This window comes from Domibacillus sp. 8LH (assembly GCF_038806185.1).
Lineage (GTDB): Bacteria > Bacillota > Bacilli > Bacillales > Domibacillaceae > Domibacillus > Domibacillus indicus_A.
Window position 1 is genome coordinate 72,291 of sequence record NZ_JAVJNG010000013.1, and the last position, 20,312, is coordinate 92,602.

Genomic DNA, 20,312 nt, shown 5'->3' on the forward strand with positions numbered 1-20,312 from the left:
ACTGTTCGAAAAGGGGGGCTTACAAGTGGGACATGTATGCGCAAGAGAATTCAACTGTGAAAAAGAACTGACGCTGGCGGTGATCGGCGGGAAATGGAAAATGCTGATTCTTTGGTATTTAGGGAATGAAGGAACAAAACGGTTCAACGAATTAAAATCGTTAATGCCCGGCATTACGCAGCGTATGCTTGTGAATCAGCTGCGTGAGCTTGAATCGGATTTTATCGTTCACCGTGAAGTGTATCCGGTTGTGCCTCCAAAAGTAGAATATTCCTTGACGGACCAGGGCCGGACTTTAATGCCCATTCTTGAATCGATGTACGATTGGGGCAAGAAATATAAGGAATTTATTGAAGAACAAGTGGACGAACCTGCTGTAGAAATTGGACATAATAAATAATCAAGAGAGTGTGCGGAGCACGCTCTTTTTTTATTGGACAGTATACTTTTCAGCACTATATGAGTTTAAAGTGCGTACTTCTTTTTTGCTCAGCTTAACTTTACAATGAACAACATCAAACAAAAAAGGAGCATGTATTATGAAATTACAATTAGCGTTAGACCTTGTAAACATCCCAGAAGGTATCGAGCTTGTGAAGGAAGTACAGGACCACGTTGACATCGTTGAAATTGGCACGCCTGTTATCATTAATGAAGGACTTCACGCGGTTAAAGCTATGAAAGAAGCGTTCCCGAACCTGGACGTGCTGGCGGATCTTAAAATTATGGATGCAGCCGGCCACGAAGTGTCCCAAGCTTCAGCAGCAGGTGCGGACATTGTGACCATCCTTGGCCAGGCGGAAGATGCATCCATCAAAGGCGCCGTAGAAGAAGCGAAAAAACAAGGCAAACAAATTCTTGTGGATATGATCGCGGTCAAAGACATTAAAACACGCGCGCAGGAACTTGACGCTCTTGGTGTTGATTATATCTGCGTCCATACGGGCTATGATTTGCAGGCAGTCGGTAAAAACTCCTTTGAAGACCTGCACACAATTAAAGGTGTCGTAAAAAATGCGAAAACAGCGATTGCCGGCGGGATTAAGCTTGAAACACTTCCAGAAGTGATTAAAGAACAGCCGGATCTTGTTATCGTCGGAGGCGGGATCACAAGCCAAGACGATAAAAAAGCAGCAGCTGCCGAAATGCAGAAGCTTGTCAAAGAAGCGGTTACGGTTTAATGACCAAGCAGCTTGAACGCATTCTGCGGGAGGTTCACACAGCCGCTCATCTTATCCGTGATGAAGACGCGGCACAGCTTGTGAACCACATCCTCGAAGCGAAAAAAATCTTTGTAGCGGGCGCAGGACGTTCCGGGTTTATGGCAAAATCCTTCGCGATGCGCATGATGCATGTCGGCTTAGATCCGTACGTTGTGGGCGAAACGATCACGCCGAATGTAGAAGAAGGCGATTTGTTTATCGTCGGTTCCGGTTCGGGTGAAACCAAAAGCCTTGTGGCGATGGCGGAGAAAGCCAAGTCGATCGGCGCGGATGTAGCGGCTATTACAATCGTGCCGGATTCATCGATCGGCCGAATTGCAGACATCGTCATTGAGATTCCTGCTCAGACAAAAACCGGTACAAACAATAAATCGATTCAGCCGATGGGTTCTTTGTTTGAACAAAGCTTATTGCTGTTTTATGATTCGCTTATTTTAACGATCATGGAAAAACGCGGGATGGATTCCGGTCGTATGTACGGGCGCCATGCCAATTTAGAATAGCTGTGAAAAAGGCCGCTTATTTAAAGCGGCCTTTTTTTACTTTATGTAGATGGATTGTCCCGCAAAAAATAAATAAAATCAGTCGGGCAGCTCCCATATCCTGCTGTTCTCAGCATCGCCACCACATTTCCACGGTGGGAAGTGCCGTGATTGACCACATGGGTCACAAGTTCAGATAACGTATTTTGAAAGAGCACCCCTTCTTTCGTTCGATAGTTAATCATTGTATCACCGCTTCGTGCCTCCCGTAAAAACCCGCTCATTTCTTTTCCGAGATCCGTAAAAGCTTTTTTCGCTTCTGCCGCAGTCGAAAAGGTTGTTTCGCCGCCTGCCGGTTCACTGGATTCTTTCATCCTTGAAAACCATATCCGGTCTACGTCATAAATATGCTCAAATGTCCGAGCGATAGAGGAAAACGGCCCTGCCATCGGTTTTGTAAAAACAGAAGGGTACGAAGCCAGATGATCCAGCATTCGTTCGTTCGCCCATACATGATAATCATATAACTGATTCATTTGTGATCCGCCTTTCTTTGCTTTAAAGATTCCTTGTTTCTACTATAACAGGAAACAAACCCTGTACCATTTAAAAAGGAATACGCGTTTTTTCAGCATAATATTCCGTCATGCGGGTAAAAGAAAACTATTCTAAAAATCAGGAGGTTTTTTCATGCGCGCAGTTACGTATCAAGGCATTAAGAACATGCAGGTGAAGAATGTAGCGGATCCAACGATTCAAAAGCGGGAAGACATTATTGTCCGTGTTACCTCAACAGCCATTTGCGGCTCTGATTTGCACATTTACCAGGGTGCCCTGCCGCCGGCAGAAGACGACTATGTCATCGGCCATGAACCGATGGGGATTGTAGAGGAAGTCGGGCCGGACGTCACAAAAGTTAAAAAAGGCGACCGTGTGGTACTGCCGTTTAACGTTTCCTGCGGCCAGTGCTTCTATTGTAACCACGATATGGAGAGCCAGTGCGACAACTCTAACGCCAACCCTCATATCGATTCGGGTGGTTATTTCGGCTTTACACAGCGCTACGGAAACTTCCCCGGCGGCCAGGCAGAATATCTGCGCGTGCCATACGGAAACTTCATGCCTTTTGTGATTCCGGAATCATGCGAGCTTGAGGATGAATCGGTTTTATTCCTATCCGATATTTTACCGACTGCTTATTGGAGCGTTGAAAATTCCGGCGTGAAAGCAGGAGACACGGTCGTTGTACTTGGCTGCGGACCAGTTGGCTTATTAACACAGAAGTTTGCCTGGATGAAAGGCGCAAAGCGGGTCATTGCCGTGGATCACGTTCCGTATCGCCTGGCTCATGCCAAGAAGATGAATAACGTTGAAGTATTTAATTTCTCAGAATACAAAAACATGGGTGATCATTTAAAAGAAATCACCAATGGCGGCGCGGATATTGTCATTGACTGTGTCGGCATGGATGGAAAAAAATCGCCGGTTGAAGCGATCGAGCAAAAACTCAAGCTGCAGGGCGGCACATTAAGTGCGATCCAAATTGCCTTGAGAGCGGTTCGCAAGTTCGGAACAATCCAGCTCACTGGCGTTTACGGTTCTTTGTATAACATGTTCCCGCTTGGCTATTTATTTGAGCGGAATATTACCGTAAAAATGGGCCAGGCACCTGTGATTCACTACATGCCGGAGCTGTTTGAGAAAATCACAGCCGGCGAGATTGACCCGACGGAAATCATTACCCACAAAGTGCCGCTTGAGCAGGCGGGCGAGGCTTATCAAATGTTTAACGATCACGCAGATGAATGTATTAAAGTAGTTCTAAAACCATAAAATGAAACATCCGCCTCTTATAGGGCGGATTTTATTTTTTTATATAGAAACAGCCACTAGTCAAAAGTATACGATTCAAAAAACAAAAGAAAAAGAGCGGTCCCGTATGGACCCCTCCTTATTTATTCATTCATTCACTTCTACCGGCATATGAAACTGGTGAAATACTTTTACCATTTCCTGCTTCGCCTCTTCTTCATCCGGCCCGTGAATCTCAAGCTGAAATGTTTTGGAAGTTAAAACGGAATGCGTCAGTCCTAAAATACTTTTTACATCAATGCTGCGATGATCTGTTTTTAACACGATGCTCGATTGAAACGGCTGAGCCGCTTTGTTTAATTCCACCACGAAACGAGCAAATGTCCCTCCTAGTTCCATATCGGCCCCCCCTTAATCTTCTTCATTAATAATGACGGAACGGCCACGCATTTTCATAATAAGCGGAATACTGATCCATAACGCGCCAATCAGCAGGAACAAGAGTGACACCGGACTTGTGACAAAAACAGAAAAATCACCATTGGAAGAAGTAAGGGCGCGGCGCATATTATTTTCAATCATTGGACCAAGCACCAGCGCTAAAACGAGTGGCGCGACCGGATAGTCATTTTTCGTTAAAAAGTAACCGAGCAGTCCGCAGGCAAGCAGTAAAGCTAAATCAAAAATGTTAAATTGTACGGCATACACACCGAAGATGGAAATCGCCACAATAATCGGTAGCAAGTATTTGGCCGGCGTATCAATCACTTTGGCAAACACTTTTACAAGCGGCATGTTTAAAACAAGCAGCATTACATTACCGATAAACATACTGGCAATCAAACCCCATGCTACCTGCGGATTATCTTCAAACAATAGCGGTCCCGGCTGTACGTTGTACATAATAAGGGCTCCCATCAAAATAGCGGTTGTGCCGGAGCCCGGAATACCCATTGTCAGGAGCGGGATCATGGCGCCGCCCGATGCTCCATTGTTGGCAGACTCAGGTGCAGCTACTCCTGCAATCGCTCCATGGCCGAATGTTTCCGGACGTTTGCTTATTTTCTTCTCGGCAATATAAGAAAAGAAAGAGGCAAGCGTCGCCCCTGCCCCTGGAAGCACACCAATAAAAAAGCCGAGCAGTGAGCCCCGGAAAATAGGCCCGGTGCTTTCTTTCATATCCTGCTTTGTCGGCAAAATCCGCCCCACTTTCGCTGTTTTGCCGTCCCCATTGTCACGGTCTAAGATTGTCCGGAACACTTCACCAAGCGCGAATAAACCTACTGCTACTGTTAAAAATTCGAGTCCTGAATATAAATAAGGGTTATTGTACGTAAAGCGGGAAACACCGGATACATTATCCATTCCGATGGTCGCTAAAAGCAGGCCGGCGACTGTCATAATAAGTGCTTTTGTAATCGAGCTTCCTGCCAGTCCGCTGACCGCACACAAGCCGAGAAGCATCAGCGAAAAATACTCAGCCGGCCCGAATGAAAGAGCTAATTCGGACAGCGGCTTCGCCAGCAAGGTTAAGCCTAGAAGCGAGACAATCCCTGCTACAAATGAGCCGATAGCAGAAATAGAAAGTGCTGCTCCAGCCCGTCCCTGCTTTGCCATTTGGTAACCATCCAGCGCCGTTACAACTGAAGAAGATTCTCCCGGCGTATTTAATAAAATCGAAGTGGTTGATCCCCCATACATGGCTCCATAATATACACCTGCAAGCAAAATAATCGAACTGGCGGCAGCGCTTTGCGGGTCAAGACCCGATGTAAGCGTGGCGGTAATCGGAATTAAAAGAGCCACGCCGCTCATAGGCCCAATTCCCGGCAGCACACCTACCGCCGTTCCAATCAGGACACCACAAAAAGCAAACAATAAGTTTTGCCACTGCATGGCAACCCCGAACCCATTCATTAAAAATTGTATTGTATCCATGTGTAAGCACCTCCTTTAATTTAAACCGGAAATCCTGGCAGCGAGCCTTGTAAAAGACCGACAAAAATATAGTAAACCCCAAAAGAAAACGCCGCGGCGATCACAATGCTTTTCAGCCAGCCGCCCCTTTCCAGCACTTGAAATCCAATCAGTAAAAATAAAAAGGTTGTAATCACATAACCAAGCGGCTCCAGCAGCACAATGTAAAGAATGGCGGCTGCAAAGATAATGAAGAACCTCTTGTAGTCCGGCTTTTCTCCTCCTCTTCCGTCCTGTTTATTTTTTACGGCTTCGATAAAAAGCTTGATGCTTAATAAAATGAGTAAAATGCCGAGTCCAATTGGAAAAATATCCGGTCCCACGTTGCTTCCATAAGAAGTGGCAGCAATTTTGCGGCTTTCTGTGATAAAAAAGACGCCTATTAATAAAAAGATAATGCTGGCATAACGATCGAATGTCCTGCTCATTTTATACACCCCCGCATTTGTTTCGTTTAATGTAAACGCTTTCTTAAAAAATATCAGCTTCTGCCCGCTGATAGAAGTTTTTCTCCATAACTTGAATAACGATCATATTTTCAACGCAGCATTTATTTTCCGTGAAAAATATGACGTTAATGCCGTTTAATGATCTTTATGAGATGAATGAACAGAAACTATTCCTGTTCATTCGTTGGTGGTACTATTCGTAAATGAAAGCGTTACCAAAATAAAGGGGGCATTTCAATGAGTGTGACGTTCAAGGTAAAAAAGTGGGGCAGTCTGATTACGGCCGGTGCGCTTGCACTTAGTTTAGCAGCGTGCAGCAATTCTACTTCTTCTTCCTCTGGAGGAAGCAAAGAAGAAAACGCTGCTTATCCGGAAAAGCCGATTGTCATTAATGCGCCATCTGGAGCAGGCGGCGGGCTTGATACAACTGCACGCGCTTTAACGAAAGTATTAAATGAAACGGGATTAACAGAGCAATCCATGACCGTTGAAAACAAGCCAGGCGGCGGACAGGCAGTCGGACTTGCGGATTTTATCAGCCAGGATCCTAAAGACCCTTACCGGCTGTTTCTTCCTTCTGTTCCACTGCTTATTAACAATTTGAAAAAAGAAGGAAACAGCCCGCATTCCTATAAAGACTTGACGCCAATTGCCCAGCTTACGAAAGATTACGGAGCGATTGTCGTTCCGGCAGATTCCAAGTACAAAGACTTAGAATCGCTGTTTAAGGACTTAAAAGCAAAACCGGACAGTTTAACACTGGCAGGCGGCTCGTCTCCGGGTTCTCAGGATCATTTGGTTGCCATGCTCCCTGCTGTAAAAGCGGGTGTTGACGCTGCGAAAATCAAATATGTTTCTTATGATGGCGGAGGAGAAGCAATGACTGCTCTGATCGGCGGCAATGCCGATGTGCTTGCTACAGATATTTCCGGCACAGGGGAATATTTAAAAGCAGGAAAAGTTCGTGTTCTTGGCGTATCTTCTCCAGAGAGGTTAAAAGGCACATATGCCGATATTCCAACATATAAGGAAGCCGGAATTGATGCGGAATTTACGATTTGGCGCGGTTTGTTTGGGCCGAAAGAAATGCCGGACTACGCGGTTGATTACTGGAACAAAAAACTTTCAGAAATGGTGAAAACACCAGAATGGCAAAAAGTTCTTGAAACAAACGGATGGGAAGACGGCTATAAAAATTCTGAGGAATTCACGGCTTTCCTAGAAGAACAAGAGAAATTGGTACAGGAGATTTTAGAATCGCTTAATATGCAAAAATAAGCTTATTCTGCTCGAGGAGGAGGAATCTTTTTGCAAGAATCAACAGAAACAGCCAAGCAGCGGGTGAAAAGCCAGTTTGGAAAATCAGCCGAGCACTACGTTACAAGCAGTACCCATTCAACAGGAACGGATCTTGCCCTTCTCCCCGAATGGCTGGAGATTGGTCCCGATTCTCTTGTCCTTGATATTGCAACAGGAGGCGGCCATGCAGCGAAAGCGCTGGCCCCTCATGCTGCTCATGTGTTTGCCACTGATTTAACCGTACCGATGCTTGAAGCTGCCCAAAAGCATTTGGCGTCATCCGCCAATAATATCTTTTACGTCGCAGCAGATGCAGAAGCACTTCCGTTTTTGCCGCATACGTTTGATGCAGTTACCTGCCGGATTGCTGCTCATCACTTTCCAAATCCACGTCTGTTTGTACAGGAAGCGGCCCGCGTGCTAAAGCCGGGCGGACGCTTCGTTTTAATTGATAATATTGCACCTGAAGACCCGGCCCTGGATGCTTTTGTGAATCGGCTTGAATCTCTGCGTGACCATAGCCATGTGCGCAGTTATACCATTCCTGAGTGGAAGGGCTGGTTTCAAGAAGCCGGATTCAGCCTGGTAAAGGAGCAGGTGCGAAAAAAAGAACTCGGCTATCCGGAATGGGTCCACCGCACGACCGCTTCTCCTGCGCAGGTTCAGGAAGTGGATGCTCACCTTCTCTCTTCAGACACGTCTGTCGCCACGTATTTTTCAGTAAAAATGCAGGGTGAAAGCATTGCATCCTTTCAAATTGATGAATGGATGGCCATGGTTCAACGAAATTAAGCGCTGGTGTTCCACATATGTGGGGCACCTTTTTACTTTTTTCGATACCTTCGTTCCGGACGGCCAATCGTTCCATACATAATTTCCACTTCTGCTTCTTCAGCTGCCACGAGATATTCTAAGTATCTTCGCACAGTGGAATTGCTGGCACCAGTCGCGCGTGCTGTTTCTTCCGCATTAATGCTTGAAGAAGCTTCATGTAAGTGCGTACGTACTTTTTTCAACGTATGTTTATCAATTCCTTTTGGCAGCTGGTCCGTTTGCTCTACATATTCGGCTCCGGCCGCCTGGCTCATGATGCCAAAAAAACGATTGACTTCTCCCTGCTCAATAAGAGCAGATTGAGACAGTTTCTTTTTTGTTTCTTTGTACTGCTCGAGCGTAGATAAAAACTGGTTGATCATAATAGGCTTCAGCATATAACTGTACGCACCGCCCCGAATGGCTTCACTAACGGTTCGAACATCATTGGCAGCCGTAATCATAATGACATCCACACTCCGCACTTCTTTACGGATTTCCCACAACAAATCAGTCCCGTTCATATCAGGCAGGTAAACATCAAGCAAAATAAGATCCGGTGTAAATACGTTTAATAATTCCAACGCCTGCTTTCCCAGGCTTGCAGATGCTACAATTTCGAATCCATCTACCTTTTGCACAAACTTTTTATAAATATTGATTGTAGTCTCATCGTCTTCGATAATCATTACTTTAATCGGTGCCATAAAAGTGGTTCCCCCTTTGTTTACTTCTTTGGAATGGTAATGGTAAATTGCGCACCGCCAAAGGAGCTTTTTGAAAGATAAAGATCCCCTTTTAGCTTCTGCAGTGTATTTTTCACAATCGCCAGTCCAATTCCGTGATTGTCCCCATCCTTTGTCGTAAATCCTTCTTCAAAAATCCGGTCCTGCTCTTCAAGCGGAATACCCGGACCGTTGTCTTCAATATCAAAAATGAGTTCATGGCCAATATCAGTAAACGAAACACGGACTACCGCTTCTTCTCCCCTTAACCGTACGGCCGCCTCCATTGCATTATCAATCATATTTCCTAACACCGTTACAAACAGCTTGGTGTCAAAAGAAGACGGCACAACGGATAAGTTGCTGTCTTCGTCTATCTGAAAATGGACTTTCATTTCTTTGGAGCGGTGGATTTTGCCAAGAAGACAAGCCGCAATATACGGATCCTTTACAGAGGAAGTTAAAAACACAACGACATCCTGCCGCTCTTTTACTTCGTCCGCTATAAATGACCTTGCTTCCTCATATTGCTCTAACACTATCAATCCATAGATGGTGTTTAATTTATTTAAATACTCATGATTTTGTGCCCGGATGTTGTCGGTAATGCTTTTGACCGCTGACATTTCCTCCTCTATTTTCTCGATTTCTGATACAGGGCGGATCGTTAAAACCGCCCCCTTTGTTTGATTATTCTGCCAAATCGGCGCGCCATCCGCTACATAAAGCTGATGCCCAAACAAAAACCGCTGCCGCACAATGCTTGTCTTTTGGACGATGATCGATTCAGCCATCCCAACGAGGCGGCTGTTTGTTATTTTTCCTTTCTCGCTAATTTGCCCCTCCAGCAGATTTCTCGCTCTTTTGTTGATAGACGTTATGTGATGATCGTTATTTACTGCAATGGTTGCATCCCGAATAGATTCAAGGGTCGCTTCTTTTTCTTTAAATAAAAAAGAAATTTCTTCCGGTTCTAAATTAAAAATCAATTTTTTCACCCGTTTCGCTATCGTAACAGCTCCTGTTATGCCAAATAAACTAATAAACAGGGTGAAACATAACAGCTTTAACCAATAGGCATTTCTCGCTTTATCTACTTCTGTTGTTAAAAAACCGACGGAAGCCACTCCAATGATTTCTCCCTTTTTGTTGTAAATAGGGGCTTTCGCTTTAATGGCTGAACCCGAGATACCTGTCCCTTTGTACACGACAGATTTTCCTGCTGAGAGACTTTCCCTGCTGCTCGTCCCCATTTTTTTACCGATATGTTTTGTTATGTGATGGGAATAACGGACGTTATGTTTATTGCCGATCACGACATATCCTGCGCCAGTTGATTGTCTGATGCTTTCAGCAATAGGCTGAATGCGCAGAGGCGGATTTGGATCATCAAATGCCTGGATAATCATCTCATTTTGAGCAGCCATTTTAGCCACTGTCATCGCCTGGCTGCCCAGTGACTTTTCAGCCAAATCTCCCATAATAGTAAAGAAGATAGCGCTTACAAAAAGAATCGTTAAAAAAACGACCATAGAAATAAGACCAATCATCTGGCCGAGCAGCTTAGGCCGCCTCCAAAGAATTAACATGTACCCTCCCGCTTTCTAATGGAAAAACTCTTTCTTTTATTTATCTCAATCTCTAGAACATTGTCAATATTTTGTTCATTTTGTTCACGGCTTTTTATGATTTTCGCATTCCAAATCAGAGAAAAACGGTGTATCTTTGTACGTATAGCATCTATTTTCTGGGGGCCGTTAAAATGAATAACGAAATTCGAATTCTTGGAAAGAAACTGTCTGAGGTAAAATATGAAATTGCCCAGGAAATTCATCAAAGCCTTTCGCATATAACAAGTATTCAAGAAAAAGCCGGCTGGGAGAAAGAACGGGCAATCGAACACCGTGCCCAATTTATTCAAATGTTCGCAGACACTTTAATCGAACAGCCTGATTACGAACTTTCTTTAAAACGCTTTAGCAAATGGGGAGCGAAAACTGGAGAGATCGCCTGCAGCCTGAATGCGCCAATGGATGATGTACTACAGACGACAACGATATACCGGACGGCTATTTGGGATGTATTAAGGAAGGAAATGAAGCAGAAGCAAATGTCTGTTGAAACTGTTTTTGACAGCATCGCCCTTATCGATCCGCTGCTTGATCAAGCCGTTTATGCGTTAAGTATCACTTATGTGAAGTTTCATCGAGAAGCACTTGAGCAATCGGCTCAGGCACTTTTGGAACTTTCTGTGCCGGTTGTGCCGATCACAAAAGGAGTAGCTGTACTTCCGCTGATTGGCAGCATGAACACGGAACGGGCAGCCCTTCTGATGGAGGAAGTGCTGCAAAAAGCTGCCCAGCTTAAGCTTTCCCACCTTCTTCTTGACCTGTCTGGTGTCGTAACGGTTGATACGATGGTTGCCGATCAAATTTTCAAGGTGATCGAGGCCTTGTCCCTGCTCGGCGTAAAAGCATCACTTATCGGTATTCGTCCTGAAGTGGCCCAAACAATGGTGACGATTGGTATTCATGTGGGCGAATTGGATGTAAAAGCAAATTTGGAAGCGGCATTAAAAGATTTGCAGCAGTCCGCCCATTTGTTTTCTTCTTAACAAGCAATCGAATTCCTTTTTTTGATCATCCGGTTAAGTTAAAAAGGCTGCCTCAATGGAATGAGACAGCCTTTCTTTTTTATTCATGCGCAGGTAAAAATTCAGTTGTAAACATCTCACTTGTTTTAAAATCTTCTTTCAAGAGGCCAATCTCAAGCAGCTGTTTTTTTAATGTATCCCAGCGCTCTTCTGTCATATAGCCAATGCCATGCTCGGCGGCATCCTTGCCGTAAATATATTCATGCTGCGTTTTCGTTTCAAAATCCAAAGCTTCCAGCGCGATATTCGGGTTTTCTCCAACAATGACTTGATTGATCTCATCTGAAGATTGTTCATAAGACTGCCAGCCTTTTATATAAGAGGAAACAAATTTCTGGACGGTTTCCTTATGGCTTTCCAAATAATCTTTTGTCACAAAAAGCACTACGTTATAGGGGTCATATCCTGACTCGGAAACAAGCATTGTTTCCACCTGCACTTTTTCTTGTTCCATAAAAAACGGCTCGGACGTCACAAACGACTGGGTCACCGATGTTTTATTGTCGATAAAATTAACATGCTGGCCGTTATAGCCAAGTTCAGTTACCTTGCTGAGGTCATATTTGTTTTTTAGGAAATCCCAATACGTAATGCCCGGCTGAACAAACACTTCCCGCCCATTTAAATCTTCAAAGTTCTGAATGTCTTCTCCCTTATGGTACATAAATGCCTGCGGACTGCCCTGCATGGTGGCGGCCACTGCCACAAGCTCAATGCCTTGATTACGGGCAATCAGCATTTGGTCGGCATGGGCCAGACCAAATTGGGCATCACCGGCTGCAACAATTTGAACAGGCGATACTTGCGGTCCGCCCGGTTCTACTTCTACATTCAGCCCGTTTTCTTCAAAGGTTCCTTTTTCAAGAGCGCTGTATACACCGCCGTGCTGTGATTTCGGGAACCAGTTTAGAACAAGCTTCACATCTTCTGTTCCCCCGCTTGTATCGGCTGCTTCACTCTCGGTTTCGGTTGCCCCCTCTGATCCGCACGCTGAAAGCAGCAGCCCCATGGCTAATACAGAAGCTAGAACCCCTCTTGTCTTCCATTTTACGTTCTCCATTTTTCTTCCCCCTTGCCGTTTATTTTTCTGATTTCATCGCTGATTCATGCCAGCTGCCAAGAAGCATATTCGAGAACAAGCTGACAACAAGGTAAAATCCGATGCCAAGAATAGCAGCGGCAATGCCGCATGAAAATAAAAAGGATGTCTTTACTTGAATGGCGGCGACTGTAATCGCATAACCAAGACCTCCGTTTCCGCCGCCAATACCCGCTACATACTCTCCAACAATGGCGCCGACAATCGACAGCGTGCATGAAATTTTCAATCCTGTCATGATATACGGCATGGCCGCGGGAATACGCAGCTTCCACATACGCTGCCATTTCGAGGCATTGTAAAGAGTAAAGAGCTCATCCATATTTTTATCAACCGAATTAAGCCCCATCAACGTATTGGAGATCACAGGGAAAAATCCGATTAAAAAAGAAATGACCACAATAGAATTGAAGCCGGCCCCAAACCAGATCACAACGATCGGGGCAACAGCCACAACCGGGATGGTCTGCAAAATAATAGCGTACGGGTAAATACTCCGCTCTAATATTTTCGAGCTGGCTAAAAACACTGATACCCCTATGCCAATAACCGCACTTAGCAAAAAGCCAATAACGGATTCAAAAACGGTAATGCGAATGGCTTCCGACAGCAAAGCCCAGTCCGAAACGGTCGCTTCCCATACATCCGTCGGCTTCGGCAAAATATAATGCGGCAACCCGAGCGCTAAAGGGATGGCCTGCCAGAGTGTAAGAAACAAAATAAACGCGATCATAGGCCCGAGATAAAGCTCTTTAAAGGTTGAAGCAAACGGTCGCTTTCTCTTAGGCACAGCCGCGAGCACGTTTTGCTGCTTTGTTATTTCCATTTCAGGCATGGCCATTTATACTGTCTCCTTTCGGGATTCATGAGATTCAAGGCTGACTGAAGCGGTCTCCACATACTTTGAAAAAGCCGGGTCTGTTCTCATGCCAAGCTCACGCGGGTAAGGAAGATCCACATTGATGACAGAGGAAAGCCTGCCTGGCCGGGCGGACATTACGGCAATTTTAGAAGACAAAAAAACGGCCTCATACACATTGTGGGTCACAAACAAAACAGTCATCTTTTCTTTTTTCCAGATATCAAGCAATTCCATTTGAAGCGTCTGGCGGGTCATTTCATCAAGAGCCGCGAACGGTTCATCCATGAGAAGAAGCTTCGGCTTCGCAGCGAGTGCCCGCGCAATCGACACGCGCATTCTCATACCGCCTGACAGCTGGCGTGGATAAGAAGTTAAATGGTCTTTTAAGCCCACCATCTCAAGCACTCTTTGAGCGGTTTCTCTTTTTTCTTTTTTGCTGCCTCCACGCAGTTCAAGAGGCAGCAGCACATTGTCCAGCACACTCCGCCACGGAAGCAGGTTTGCATCTTGAAAAACAAAAGCAATGTCATTTGTATGTTTAATCAATTCTTCTGGAGGCTTTCCGAAAACGGATACTTCTCCTGAGGTGGGGGCACCGAGCCCGGCCACCATACGCAGTGCTGTAGATTTACCGCAGCCCGATGGTCCGAGAAAACTGATAAACTCCCCTTCTTTTACCGGAAAATCAAAATGATGAAGAGCAACCGTGCCTGTGTTATACACTTTACTGACACGCTTAAAATAAACTGCCTGCTTTTGGTCCATCGCCATGTCACTCTCTCCTTTCGATCTATTCATGTAACATCTATTGACATCATAATAAGAGAAATAGCCAATTTCAATGTGTATGATGACTAAACTTAACAAGGTTAGTTAGAAATAAAAGAAAAAAAGAGTGTAACCCCAATATGATTACACTCTTTTGCGTCAGATTATCTAACATAATTTATGAAGAACAAGCCCGCTGAACAGACCGGATGATGCCGCCGTACCCTGTGCACCGGCAAAGATTGCCCGAAAAGGCTTCCTGAATCGCCGCTTCATTCGGCTTTGGATTTGAGTCAAGCAGGCATTTTGCCGCCATGACCATGCCCGGTGTGCAATAACCGCATTGAAAGCCGCCTTCTTCCAGAAATGCTTCTTGAATAGGATGCACATCATTTTGATCAGAAAGCCCTTCAATCGTTTCCACCGAAGCTCCTTCAAGCTGATAAGCGAGTGTCAGGCACGAAACAGCCAGCTTACCATTGATCAAAACCGAACAGGCTCCACAGCGTCCGATGCCGCATGAAATTTTTGTGCCGGTTTGACCAAGCTCATTTCGGATTAAATCAACAGCTCTCATAACAGGAGGAACGGTTAATTGAATAGGCTTACCGTTTAACTGAAAGGACAGCTCTATCACTCCAGCGCCTGCTTTTTCAGGATTGGTTCTCATACAGGACACCCCTTTCCATCGACTGCAGCACAGCCTCCGGCTTTACCGGCAGTCGGCTGACCCGAAAGCCGATTGCATCGTAGATGGCATTGGCAATTGCCGGCGCTACGGCTACCGTTCCAATTTCGCCAACACCCCGCGGGCCGTAATGATCTCCAGGAGGAAGCGTCTCAATCGCTTCAAGCTCCAGGTCAAACGGTACATCTTGAATGCCTGGAACTAAATAAGAATCGAAGTTTTCTGTCGCATACTGCCCTTCTGTCATCACCACATCTTCCATTAAAGTGTAGCCAAGCGCCATCACGCCGCCGCCCTCAATTTGTCCCCTATAGCCCATTTCGTTTACGACCGGGCCGGCTGCTGTAGACTGGTGCAGCCCGGTTACTTTTATTCTTCCGGTTAAAAGATCAACCTCTGTCTGGGCCACTACACCGCTGTATGTGTATAAGTAGTGAGCCGAGTCAATTTCGTCCGGCGAAACCGGAAAATCAAACTCGGTGGAAACCACAATCGGCTCTTCGCCGGCCACAAGAGATTCAAAGGAAAGCACACATTTTCCATTTCCCCAAACACCGCCCGACCCAATCGACAGCACCTTCTCTTCTATGCCTGTTTTCTTTGCGGCCCGTGTGAGCACCTGCTTTACAAAAGACCCTTTTAGCCGCTGCAGCGAATGCCAGACCATACTAGTTCCGCGTGAAGCGGTAGTGGAACCGGACGAAGGAACGAGAGCCGTATCTCCAATCACAATAGAAAGGTCTTCTTTTTGGCACCCTAATTCTTCTGTTGTCACCGCTTCAATCACAGCCAGAATTCCCTGCCCCGCTTCCTCAAATCCAAAGGCAATTTCAACCTTTCCATTTTCTTTTAATGAAAGCCGACCGCCGGCAGGATCTATTCTTCCGAAGCCAAGCCCGCCGCCGTGCATCGTCACAGCCATGCCGACGCCGGTCCGCTTCCACTCGCTCGCTTTCGGCATTTGCTGCTTTTTAACTCGGTATACCTGAGCAGCCGACTCTAATACCTCTAAAGCACCATTTGTCTGGACAATCCGCTGCCCGAGCGGTCCAGGATCCTGTTCACGGCGGATATTAAGCCGCCGCAGCTCCAGGGCATCCATCCCGATTGCGGCAGCCAGCCGGTCCATCTGCCCTTCCAACGCAAAAGTAATTTGATTGCCTCCAAATCCACGAAACTCCCCGGAAACACCGTTGTTTGTAAAAACAGAGACACCCTTTGTATCTACCGCCTCAATCATGTACGGGCCACATGCGTGCTCAACAGCGAAGTCTAAAATCGCCGGTCCTAATGTGGCGTAGGCGCCTGTATCGGCTGTAATCGTTGTTTGATGAGCAAGCAGCCGCCCATTTTGATCCACGCCGGTTTTCATCGTAATGCTCATCGGGTGCCGTTTAATGCTTGAACGCATAGATTCCTGCCTTGTTTGGTGAATTTTCACCGGTCTGCCTGTTGCAAGCGCAAGCAGCGCCCCATACGGCTGAATATTCAATTCATCTTTTCCACCGAATGAGCCGCCCATCGGACTGGAAATAATCCGAATTTTTTCTTCCGGCATGCCTAAAATACGAGATAATTGAAACCGGTCTTTAAAACCGTGCTGCGTACCGACATATACTGTCAGCGTCCCGTCTTTTTCAGGCACGATAACGCCGCCTTCTGTTTCCATATAAGCATGAAGCTGCCGGGGAACTTCATATGTTTCTTCTACAATGTTTACGCATCGCGAAAACGCTGTTTGGATATCGCCTTTTTGAAAGCCGGCACGGTGAAGGATATTGCCGCCTGGATGAAGAAGAGGAGCCGACTTGGCCAATGCTTTTTCTGGACTGTCCACTACAGGAAGCGGTTCATAGTGCACCTCGATCAGTTCAAGCGCTTGCGCAGCAATTTCTGCCGACTCTGCAGCAACAGCTGCAACCGCATCTCCCACATATCGAACTGTATCTTTACATAAAACCGGCTGATCCGGGGTAACGATACCAAATCCGTTTAAGGCAGGCACGTCTTCATGGGTAATAACCGCCTGTACACCTGGCAGCTGACAGGCTTTCTCTGTGGAGAGGGAGAGGATACGGGCATGAGGGTAAGCGCTTCTTAGCACTTTTGCCCAGAGCATCTCTGGAAATGTAAGATCCGTTAAATATTTTAAGTGGCCTGTTACTTTCTCTTTGCCGTCCGGCCGGATTTTTTTCTTCATAGCTAATCTCCTCCCCCGTTTTTATTGGTCAGATTGCAAAGCGGCTAACAGCAGATTGGCTGCGACGGTGCGACGGTAATCCACTGAGGCGAACACATCACCGATCAAAGCCGATTCTTCTTTGATGCTTTCTGACAGTGACGCCAGCACACCATCCGTCAGTTCCTTTCCAACGAGCTCTCTCTCACACATCTTCAAACGACGCGGTGTGTTTACTCCGCCGCCCGCCACCATCCGAATTTTTTTGATGGTCTGCTCATCTGTCATTTCTCTGTACATGGCAACCGTCACAACAGATGGAATAAACGCTTCTCTCCGTCCGACTTTCCGAAAAAAACAGCGCCCTTTTATAGGAGAAGAAACCGTAATGTCCGTTAAAATGGCGGATGCTGACGGAGATTCCTGCTCACTTACATAATCATATATCCATTCAGACCGAATGCCGTTTTCACAAAACCACGAAAGGCGCGCATCAAGTGCCAGTAAGACCGGAATGGCATCACCGACGCCATAAAGGATATTGCCGCCGATCGTACCCCGGTTACGCACAGCTGGCGAGGCAATGGTGCTGATCGCTTCTGATAAAACCGGGCACTTTTCTTTTACAAGCGGATGATTCCGGCACGTTTCCAAGTCTGTCAGCGCCCCTATTCTGATCGAACCGTCGACCGTTTCCTCAATGTCTGCGAGTTCCCGAATCCCTTCCAGGCTGATTAAATGAGGAGGAAAGGATAGGCCCTGCTCCCGCTGCATTTGCATAAGTGTTCCACCCGCAATAAACCGCGATATTCCGTCAAGCTCTTTCTTTAAAGACCTCGCTTCCTCCAGACTCTGTGGCTGCCAGACAGATGTTGGCACCGGCATTTGCATTGTCATTCCATCCCCTCCCAGCCACTTGTTTATAGTCCTGCATCGTATCAATATCAAAAAAAGAACGGGATTCTTGGCAATCAATCATTCGTCCGTGCCGCGCAAAAGAAGGCTGCTTCAGCAAACTGCCCGCTCCCCGGTCTCCCTTTAACTCCTGCAGCACAGGGAAACAGCCGTTCGAGAAAAGAACAGGCGGGCGCGGAATACCATCCAGACAAGCCGCCACAAAAGGAGCCTTTGTTTTTTTGTATGCGCGGACGATTTGATTGATTAATTCCACCCTCGTAAACGGCTGGTCTGCCAAAAGAATTACCGCTGCCTGCGCATTCATTTGTTCTGCGGCCCTCAAGCCAAATGAAAGTGTATGCGCCTGCCCGCGGCTAGCTTCATCACAGACGCCATACGACCAATTCTCTTTTTTAAAAAAAGCGGGCCCAATCCAGCCGGCCCGGCTCTCTCTTTTCCCTGCCACAATAACATGATCCAGCGCAGAGGAAAGAGCCGCATTCAGTGAAGCACTGCCAATCGTGGTACTGCCAAGCGGCAGCGCCAGCTTATCGCACCCCATCCGGACACTATTTCCGGCAGCAAGCAAAATACCAACAATCGGCCTGCTCATAAACAAGCTGCTTCCCGCAGCCCAATGGAATGGCTTACTTGAATCAGCTGAGCGACAATACTAATCGCAATTTCTTCGGCTCCTTGCGCTCCAATTGACAAGCCGGCCGGAGAAGCAATCCGTGAAGGAATGGCATCAGCCCCAAACAAGCGGGCTGTTCTTTTTCGGGAACCGAGAATACCAAAATACCGAAGCTCCTGCTCCCTTAATGCCTCGAGCAGCTCCCGGTCCCGTTTAAAGTTATGCGTCATCACGACTACACAGTCTTCTGGTTTTAAAGCGATAGAAGAAAGCACTTCGTTCGGAAAACCGACCATGTGTTTTTCAGCATCAGGAAAATGAAAAGCCGAACAAAACGCCGGGCGCCAGTCGGAAACGGTAACTGAAAATCCAGCGGCCGCTGCGAACGAAACGAGCGGCCGTGCATCTGGCCCTGCCCCAAATACAACAAGCCTTCGCTTTGGACGAATTTTGTGTACATACACTTCACTGTCGAGCGCTTTACTAAAAAACATGCCACGCTCAATAACCCGGCAGTCGTCTGGCACTTCTCCCTCCCACTGACCAAACGCACGTCCCGAATCGGGAATAAAAAGGTAACCGGGACGGACGCCGCGCTTTTTAATCATAAAAACGGACTGTCCGGACCTCAGCACTTCTTTTAACTGCAATAGGTGGGCCGTATACTCTTCATCCAGCCGTTCTGTCCATACATGAATAACCCCGTTGCAGCCCGAGCCCTCTCCCCAGGAAAAATCATCCTCACCGCGCATATCGTATACAAATTCGCCGTACGGCTGATCCACTGTTTTCAGCCGTTCATTCAAATCTTCTTCCAGGCAGCCCGCACTAAGCAGGCCGACCTGCGTGCCATCCGGTTTAAACAGCATCGCTGCCCCTTCTTTTTTATAAGCAGAGCCTGCGACTTTAACGACCGCCGCCATTACACCACCAACAGTGGAGGCATCCATGGCATCAAGCAATTCATGAATATCTTCCATATCGTTTCCCTCCAGTGTATAGTCCAAAAAAGGGCACTGGTTCAAAAAAATCACAGCCCCCTTCTCACTTCTTCTATTCTTAAATTGGGCTGATGAAAGAAGCGGGTCCGCCCAGCCGCCCTTGAGTTTCATTTAAAACCCGGATGGTCACGGCTAGCATGCGCTCGGTTCTTCCTGGATGACAATGTCTTCAATTCGGAATCTGGCTATTTTAAACACTTCTGCTAAGGCTGTTTCAAATTCCGTTTCCTTATCGTTTTGAAGACGCTGCTTCATCTGAACGCAGATTTCTTCTTTTGTTTTGCCTTGCACTGCCATGATAAAAGGAAAAGAGAACTTTTGGGTGTATGCCTCATTTAACAGAGAAAACTGATTAAATTCCTCTTTGGACAAAGAAGTCAGCCCGGCAGCTTTCTGCTCTTTCACAGAAGCGTCGGTCATTTTCATATTCGCCCCAAGATTCGGATGGTTTCGAAGCAGAGCCAGCTGATCGGAACAAGACGCTTCCTGAACAACAGCGGTCATCTTATCACATAGAGTCTGCACAGACTCAAATGGACGATCCCGCACCGCCTGTTCCGCTACCCAAAGTGAATGTTCAAATACGCTGCCGAAGTGCTGGACGAACATCACTTTTTTCATTTCGTTTACTGCTTTCATAGTCAGCACTTCACTCACGCCCTTTCCTAACCTAAATGTGTAATAAATAATAACATATGATTAGTTTACAAGGAAAATTATGTATTGTCACTGGCTTAAATGACCAAAATAT

At 46.4% G+C, this 20,312-nt stretch carries 22 protein-coding genes; 7 read left to right on the top strand and 15 right to left on the bottom strand.

The window, feature by feature from the left end; genetic code table 11:
- Positions 1–25: 25 nt before the first annotated feature.
- The 3 genes from RG959_RS15090 to hxlB all read left to right on the top strand — a co-directional run bounded on the left by RG959_RS15090 (position 26) and on the right by hxlB (position 1,726).
- On the top strand, positions 26–400 hold the full coding sequence (locus tag RG959_RS15090) for a winged helix-turn-helix transcriptional regulator (RefSeq protein WP_342797811.1): 375 nt from the start codon (positions 26–28) through the stop codon (positions 398–400).
- 139 nt (positions 401–539) lie between these two features.
- Positions 540–1,181, top strand: a complete 642-nt coding sequence (gene hxlA, locus RG959_RS15095; RefSeq protein ID WP_342797812.1) for a 3-hexulose-6-phosphate synthase — start codon at positions 540–542, stop codon at positions 1,179–1,181.
- On the top strand, positions 1,181–1,726 hold the full coding sequence (gene hxlB / locus RG959_RS15100) for a 6-phospho-3-hexuloisomerase (protein ID WP_342797813.1): 546 nt from the start codon (positions 1,181–1,183) through the stop codon (positions 1,724–1,726). The genes hxlA and hxlB overlap by 1 nt, the downstream gene beginning before the upstream one ends.
- A gap of 41 nt (positions 1,727–1,767) precedes the next feature.
- On the opposite strand, the gene RG959_RS15105 is transcribed toward hxlB, so the two are convergent.
- Positions 1,768–2,241 (bottom strand): DinB family protein, encoded by a 474-nt coding sequence (locus RG959_RS15105; protein WP_342797814.1) that lies wholly within the window; start codon positions 2,239–2,241, stop codon positions 1,768–1,770.
- A gap of 154 nt (positions 2,242–2,395) precedes the next feature.
- Between RG959_RS15105 and RG959_RS15110 the strand changes: the two genes are divergently transcribed.
- The gene (locus RG959_RS15110; RefSeq protein ID WP_342797815.1) at positions 2,396–3,538 is read left to right on the top strand and encodes a zinc-dependent alcohol dehydrogenase; all 1,143 of its coding nucleotides are present in this window, start codon (positions 2,396–2,398) and stop codon (positions 3,536–3,538) included.
- Between the two features lie 126 nt (positions 3,539–3,664).
- Here the strand turns inward: RG959_RS15110 and RG959_RS15115 are convergent, their stop codons facing one another.
- Genes RG959_RS15115 through RG959_RS15125 form a run of 3 tightly spaced genes read right to left on the bottom strand, consistent with a single transcriptional unit; the run spans position 3,665 to position 5,922 of the window.
- The gene (locus tag RG959_RS15115) at positions 3,665–3,916 is read right to left on the bottom strand and encodes an HPr family phosphocarrier protein (RefSeq protein WP_242234835.1); all 252 of its coding nucleotides are present in this window, start codon (positions 3,914–3,916) and stop codon (positions 3,665–3,667) included.
- 12 nt (positions 3,917–3,928) lie between these two features.
- On the bottom strand, positions 3,929–5,455 hold the full coding sequence (locus RG959_RS15120) for a tripartite tricarboxylate transporter permease (RefSeq protein ID WP_342797816.1): 1,527 nt from the start codon (positions 5,453–5,455) through the stop codon (positions 3,929–3,931).
- A gap of 20 nt (positions 5,456–5,475) precedes the next feature.
- Positions 5,476–5,922: a tripartite tricarboxylate transporter TctB family protein gene (locus RG959_RS15125; protein ID WP_342797817.1), complete on the bottom strand. Its 447-nt coding sequence runs from the start codon at positions 5,920–5,922 to the stop codon at positions 5,476–5,478.
- 258 nt (positions 5,923–6,180) lie between these two features.
- Here RG959_RS15125 and RG959_RS15130 point away from each other — a divergent pair, with 258 nt between their 5' ends.
- Together RG959_RS15130 and RG959_RS15135 are read left to right on the top strand one after the other, a co-directional pair.
- Positions 6,181–7,221 (top strand): tripartite tricarboxylate transporter substrate binding protein, encoded by a 1,041-nt coding sequence (locus tag RG959_RS15130; protein WP_342797818.1) that lies wholly within the window; start codon positions 6,181–6,183, stop codon positions 7,219–7,221.
- 30 nt (positions 7,222–7,251) lie between these two features.
- Positions 7,252–8,034 (top strand): class I SAM-dependent methyltransferase, encoded by a 783-nt coding sequence (locus RG959_RS15135; RefSeq protein WP_342797819.1) that lies wholly within the window; start codon positions 7,252–7,254, stop codon positions 8,032–8,034.
- A 32-nt stretch (positions 8,035–8,066) separates the two neighbouring features.
- Here the strand turns inward: RG959_RS15135 and RG959_RS15140 are convergent, their stop codons facing one another.
- Complete coding sequence (locus RG959_RS15140) at positions 8,067–8,762, bottom strand: response regulator (protein WP_251273449.1); 696 nt, start codon at positions 8,760–8,762, stop codon at positions 8,067–8,069.
- 20 nt (positions 8,763–8,782) lie between these two features.
- The gene (locus RG959_RS15145; protein ID WP_342797820.1) at positions 8,783–10,369 is read right to left on the bottom strand and encodes an ATP-binding protein; all 1,587 of its coding nucleotides are present in this window, start codon (positions 10,367–10,369) and stop codon (positions 8,783–8,785) included.
- Positions 10,370–10,542: 173 nt separating this feature from the next.
- Here RG959_RS15145 and RG959_RS15150 point away from each other — a divergent pair, with 173 nt between their 5' ends.
- Positions 10,543–11,394, top strand: coding sequence for an STAS domain-containing protein (locus tag RG959_RS15150; RefSeq protein WP_342797821.1), 852 nt, complete (start codon positions 10,543–10,545; stop codon positions 11,392–11,394).
- A gap of 79 nt (positions 11,395–11,473) precedes the next feature.
- Here the strand turns inward: RG959_RS15150 and RG959_RS15155 are convergent, their stop codons facing one another.
- The 9 genes from RG959_RS15155 to uraD all read right to left on the bottom strand — a co-directional run bounded on the left by RG959_RS15155 (position 11,474) and on the right by uraD (position 20,200).
- Entirely contained in the window at positions 11,474–12,493 is a 1,020-nt protein-coding gene (locus tag RG959_RS15155) for an ABC transporter substrate-binding protein (RefSeq protein ID WP_342797822.1), read from the bottom strand.
- 19 nt (positions 12,494–12,512) lie between these two features.
- Entirely contained in the window at positions 12,513–13,373 is an 861-nt protein-coding gene (locus tag RG959_RS15160) for an ABC transporter permease (RefSeq protein ID WP_342797823.1), read from the bottom strand.
- Positions 13,374–14,165, bottom strand: coding sequence for an ABC transporter ATP-binding protein (locus RG959_RS15165; RefSeq protein WP_342797824.1), 792 nt, complete (start codon positions 14,163–14,165; stop codon positions 13,374–13,376).
- Between the two features lie 175 nt (positions 14,166–14,340).
- Positions 14,341–14,832 carry a (2Fe-2S)-binding protein gene (locus tag RG959_RS15170; RefSeq protein ID WP_342797825.1) on the bottom strand — a complete coding sequence of 164 codons (492 nt, stop codon included), beginning with the start codon at positions 14,830–14,832 and terminating at the stop codon, positions 14,341–14,343.
- Positions 14,816–17,050, bottom strand: coding sequence for a xanthine dehydrogenase subunit D (gene pucD, locus RG959_RS15175; RefSeq protein ID WP_342797826.1), 2,235 nt, complete (start codon positions 17,048–17,050; stop codon positions 14,816–14,818). Before pucD ends, RG959_RS15170 begins: the two co-directional genes overlap by 17 nt.
- 21 nt (positions 17,051–17,071) lie before the next feature.
- Complete coding sequence (locus tag RG959_RS15180) at positions 17,072–17,926, bottom strand: FAD binding domain-containing protein (protein ID WP_342797827.1); 855 nt, start codon at positions 17,924–17,926, stop codon at positions 17,072–17,074.
- Positions 17,844–18,539 carry an NTP transferase domain-containing protein gene (locus RG959_RS15185; protein ID WP_342797828.1) on the bottom strand — a complete coding sequence of 232 codons (696 nt, stop codon included), beginning with the start codon at positions 18,537–18,539 and terminating at the stop codon, positions 17,844–17,846. The genes RG959_RS15180 and RG959_RS15185 overlap by 83 nt, the downstream gene beginning before the upstream one ends.
- On the bottom strand, positions 18,536–19,540 hold the full coding sequence (locus RG959_RS15190) for an XdhC family protein (protein ID WP_342797829.1): 1,005 nt from the start codon (positions 19,538–19,540) through the stop codon (positions 18,536–18,538). Before RG959_RS15190 ends, RG959_RS15185 begins: the two co-directional genes overlap by 4 nt.
- Positions 19,541–19,693: 153 nt before the next feature.
- Positions 19,694–20,200, bottom strand: coding sequence for a 2-oxo-4-hydroxy-4-carboxy-5-ureidoimidazoline decarboxylase (gene uraD / locus RG959_RS15195; protein ID WP_342797852.1), 507 nt, complete (start codon positions 20,198–20,200; stop codon positions 19,694–19,696).
- Between the last annotated feature and the right edge of the window lie 112 nt (positions 20,201–20,312).

Coding starts and splice junctions, on each gene's coding strand:
- RG959_RS15185 (WP_342797828.1), bottom strand. CDS start 18,539: ATGAGCAGGCCGATTGTTGGTATTTTGCTTGCTGCCGGAAATAGTGTC.
- RG959_RS15110 (WP_342797815.1), top strand. CDS start 2,396: ATGCGCGCAGTTACGTATCAAGGCATTAAGAACATGCAGGTGAAGAAT.
- RG959_RS15125 (WP_342797817.1), bottom strand. CDS start 5,922: ATGAGCAGGACATTCGATCGTTATGCCAGCATTATCTTTTTATTAATA.
- RG959_RS15105 (WP_342797814.1), bottom strand. CDS start 2,241: ATGAATCAGTTATATGATTATCATGTATGGGCGAACGAACGAATGCTG.
- hxlB (WP_342797813.1), top strand. CDS start 1,181: ATGACCAAGCAGCTTGAACGCATTCTGCGGGAGGTTCACACAGCCGCT.
- RG959_RS15115 (WP_242234835.1), bottom strand. CDS start 3,916: ATGGAACTAGGAGGGACATTTGCTCGTTTCGTGGTGGAATTAAACAAA.
- RG959_RS15165 (WP_342797824.1), bottom strand. CDS start 14,165: ATGGCGATGGACCAAAAGCAGGCAGTTTATTTTAAGCGTGTCAGTAAA.
- RG959_RS15155 (WP_342797822.1), bottom strand. CDS start 12,493: ATGGAGAACGTAAAATGGAAGACAAGAGGGGTTCTAGCTTCTGTATTA.
- uraD (WP_342797852.1), bottom strand. CDS start 20,200: ATGAAAGCAGTAAACGAAATGAAAAAAGTGATGTTCGTCCAGCACTTC.
- RG959_RS15160 (WP_342797823.1), bottom strand. CDS start 13,373: ATGGCCATGCCTGAAATGGAAATAACAAAGCAGCAAAACGTGCTCGCG.
- RG959_RS15140 (WP_251273449.1), bottom strand. CDS start 8,762: ATGGCACCGATTAAAGTAATGATTATCGAAGACGATGAGACTACAATC.
- pucD (WP_342797826.1), bottom strand. CDS start 17,050: ATGAAGAAAAAAATCCGGCCGGACGGCAAAGAGAAAGTAACAGGCCAC.
- RG959_RS15170 (WP_342797825.1), bottom strand. CDS start 14,832: ATGAGAACCAATCCTGAAAAAGCAGGCGCTGGAGTGATAGAGCTGTCC.
- RG959_RS15150 (WP_342797821.1), top strand. CDS start 10,543: ATGAATAACGAAATTCGAATTCTTGGAAAGAAACTGTCTGAGGTAAAA.
- RG959_RS15180 (WP_342797827.1), bottom strand. CDS start 17,926: ATGACAATGCAAATGCCGGTGCCAACATCTGTCTGGCAGCCACAGAGT.
- RG959_RS15190 (WP_342797829.1), bottom strand. CDS start 19,540: ATGGAAGATATTCATGAATTGCTTGATGCCATGGATGCCTCCACTGTT.
- RG959_RS15145 (WP_342797820.1), bottom strand. CDS start 10,369: ATGTTAATTCTTTGGAGGCGGCCTAAGCTGCTCGGCCAGATGATTGGT.
- RG959_RS15120 (WP_342797816.1), bottom strand. CDS start 5,455: ATGGATACAATACAATTTTTAATGAATGGGTTCGGGGTTGCCATGCAG.
- RG959_RS15130 (WP_342797818.1), top strand. CDS start 6,181: ATGAGTGTGACGTTCAAGGTAAAAAAGTGGGGCAGTCTGATTACGGCC.
- hxlA (WP_342797812.1), top strand. CDS start 540: ATGAAATTACAATTAGCGTTAGACCTTGTAAACATCCCAGAAGGTATC.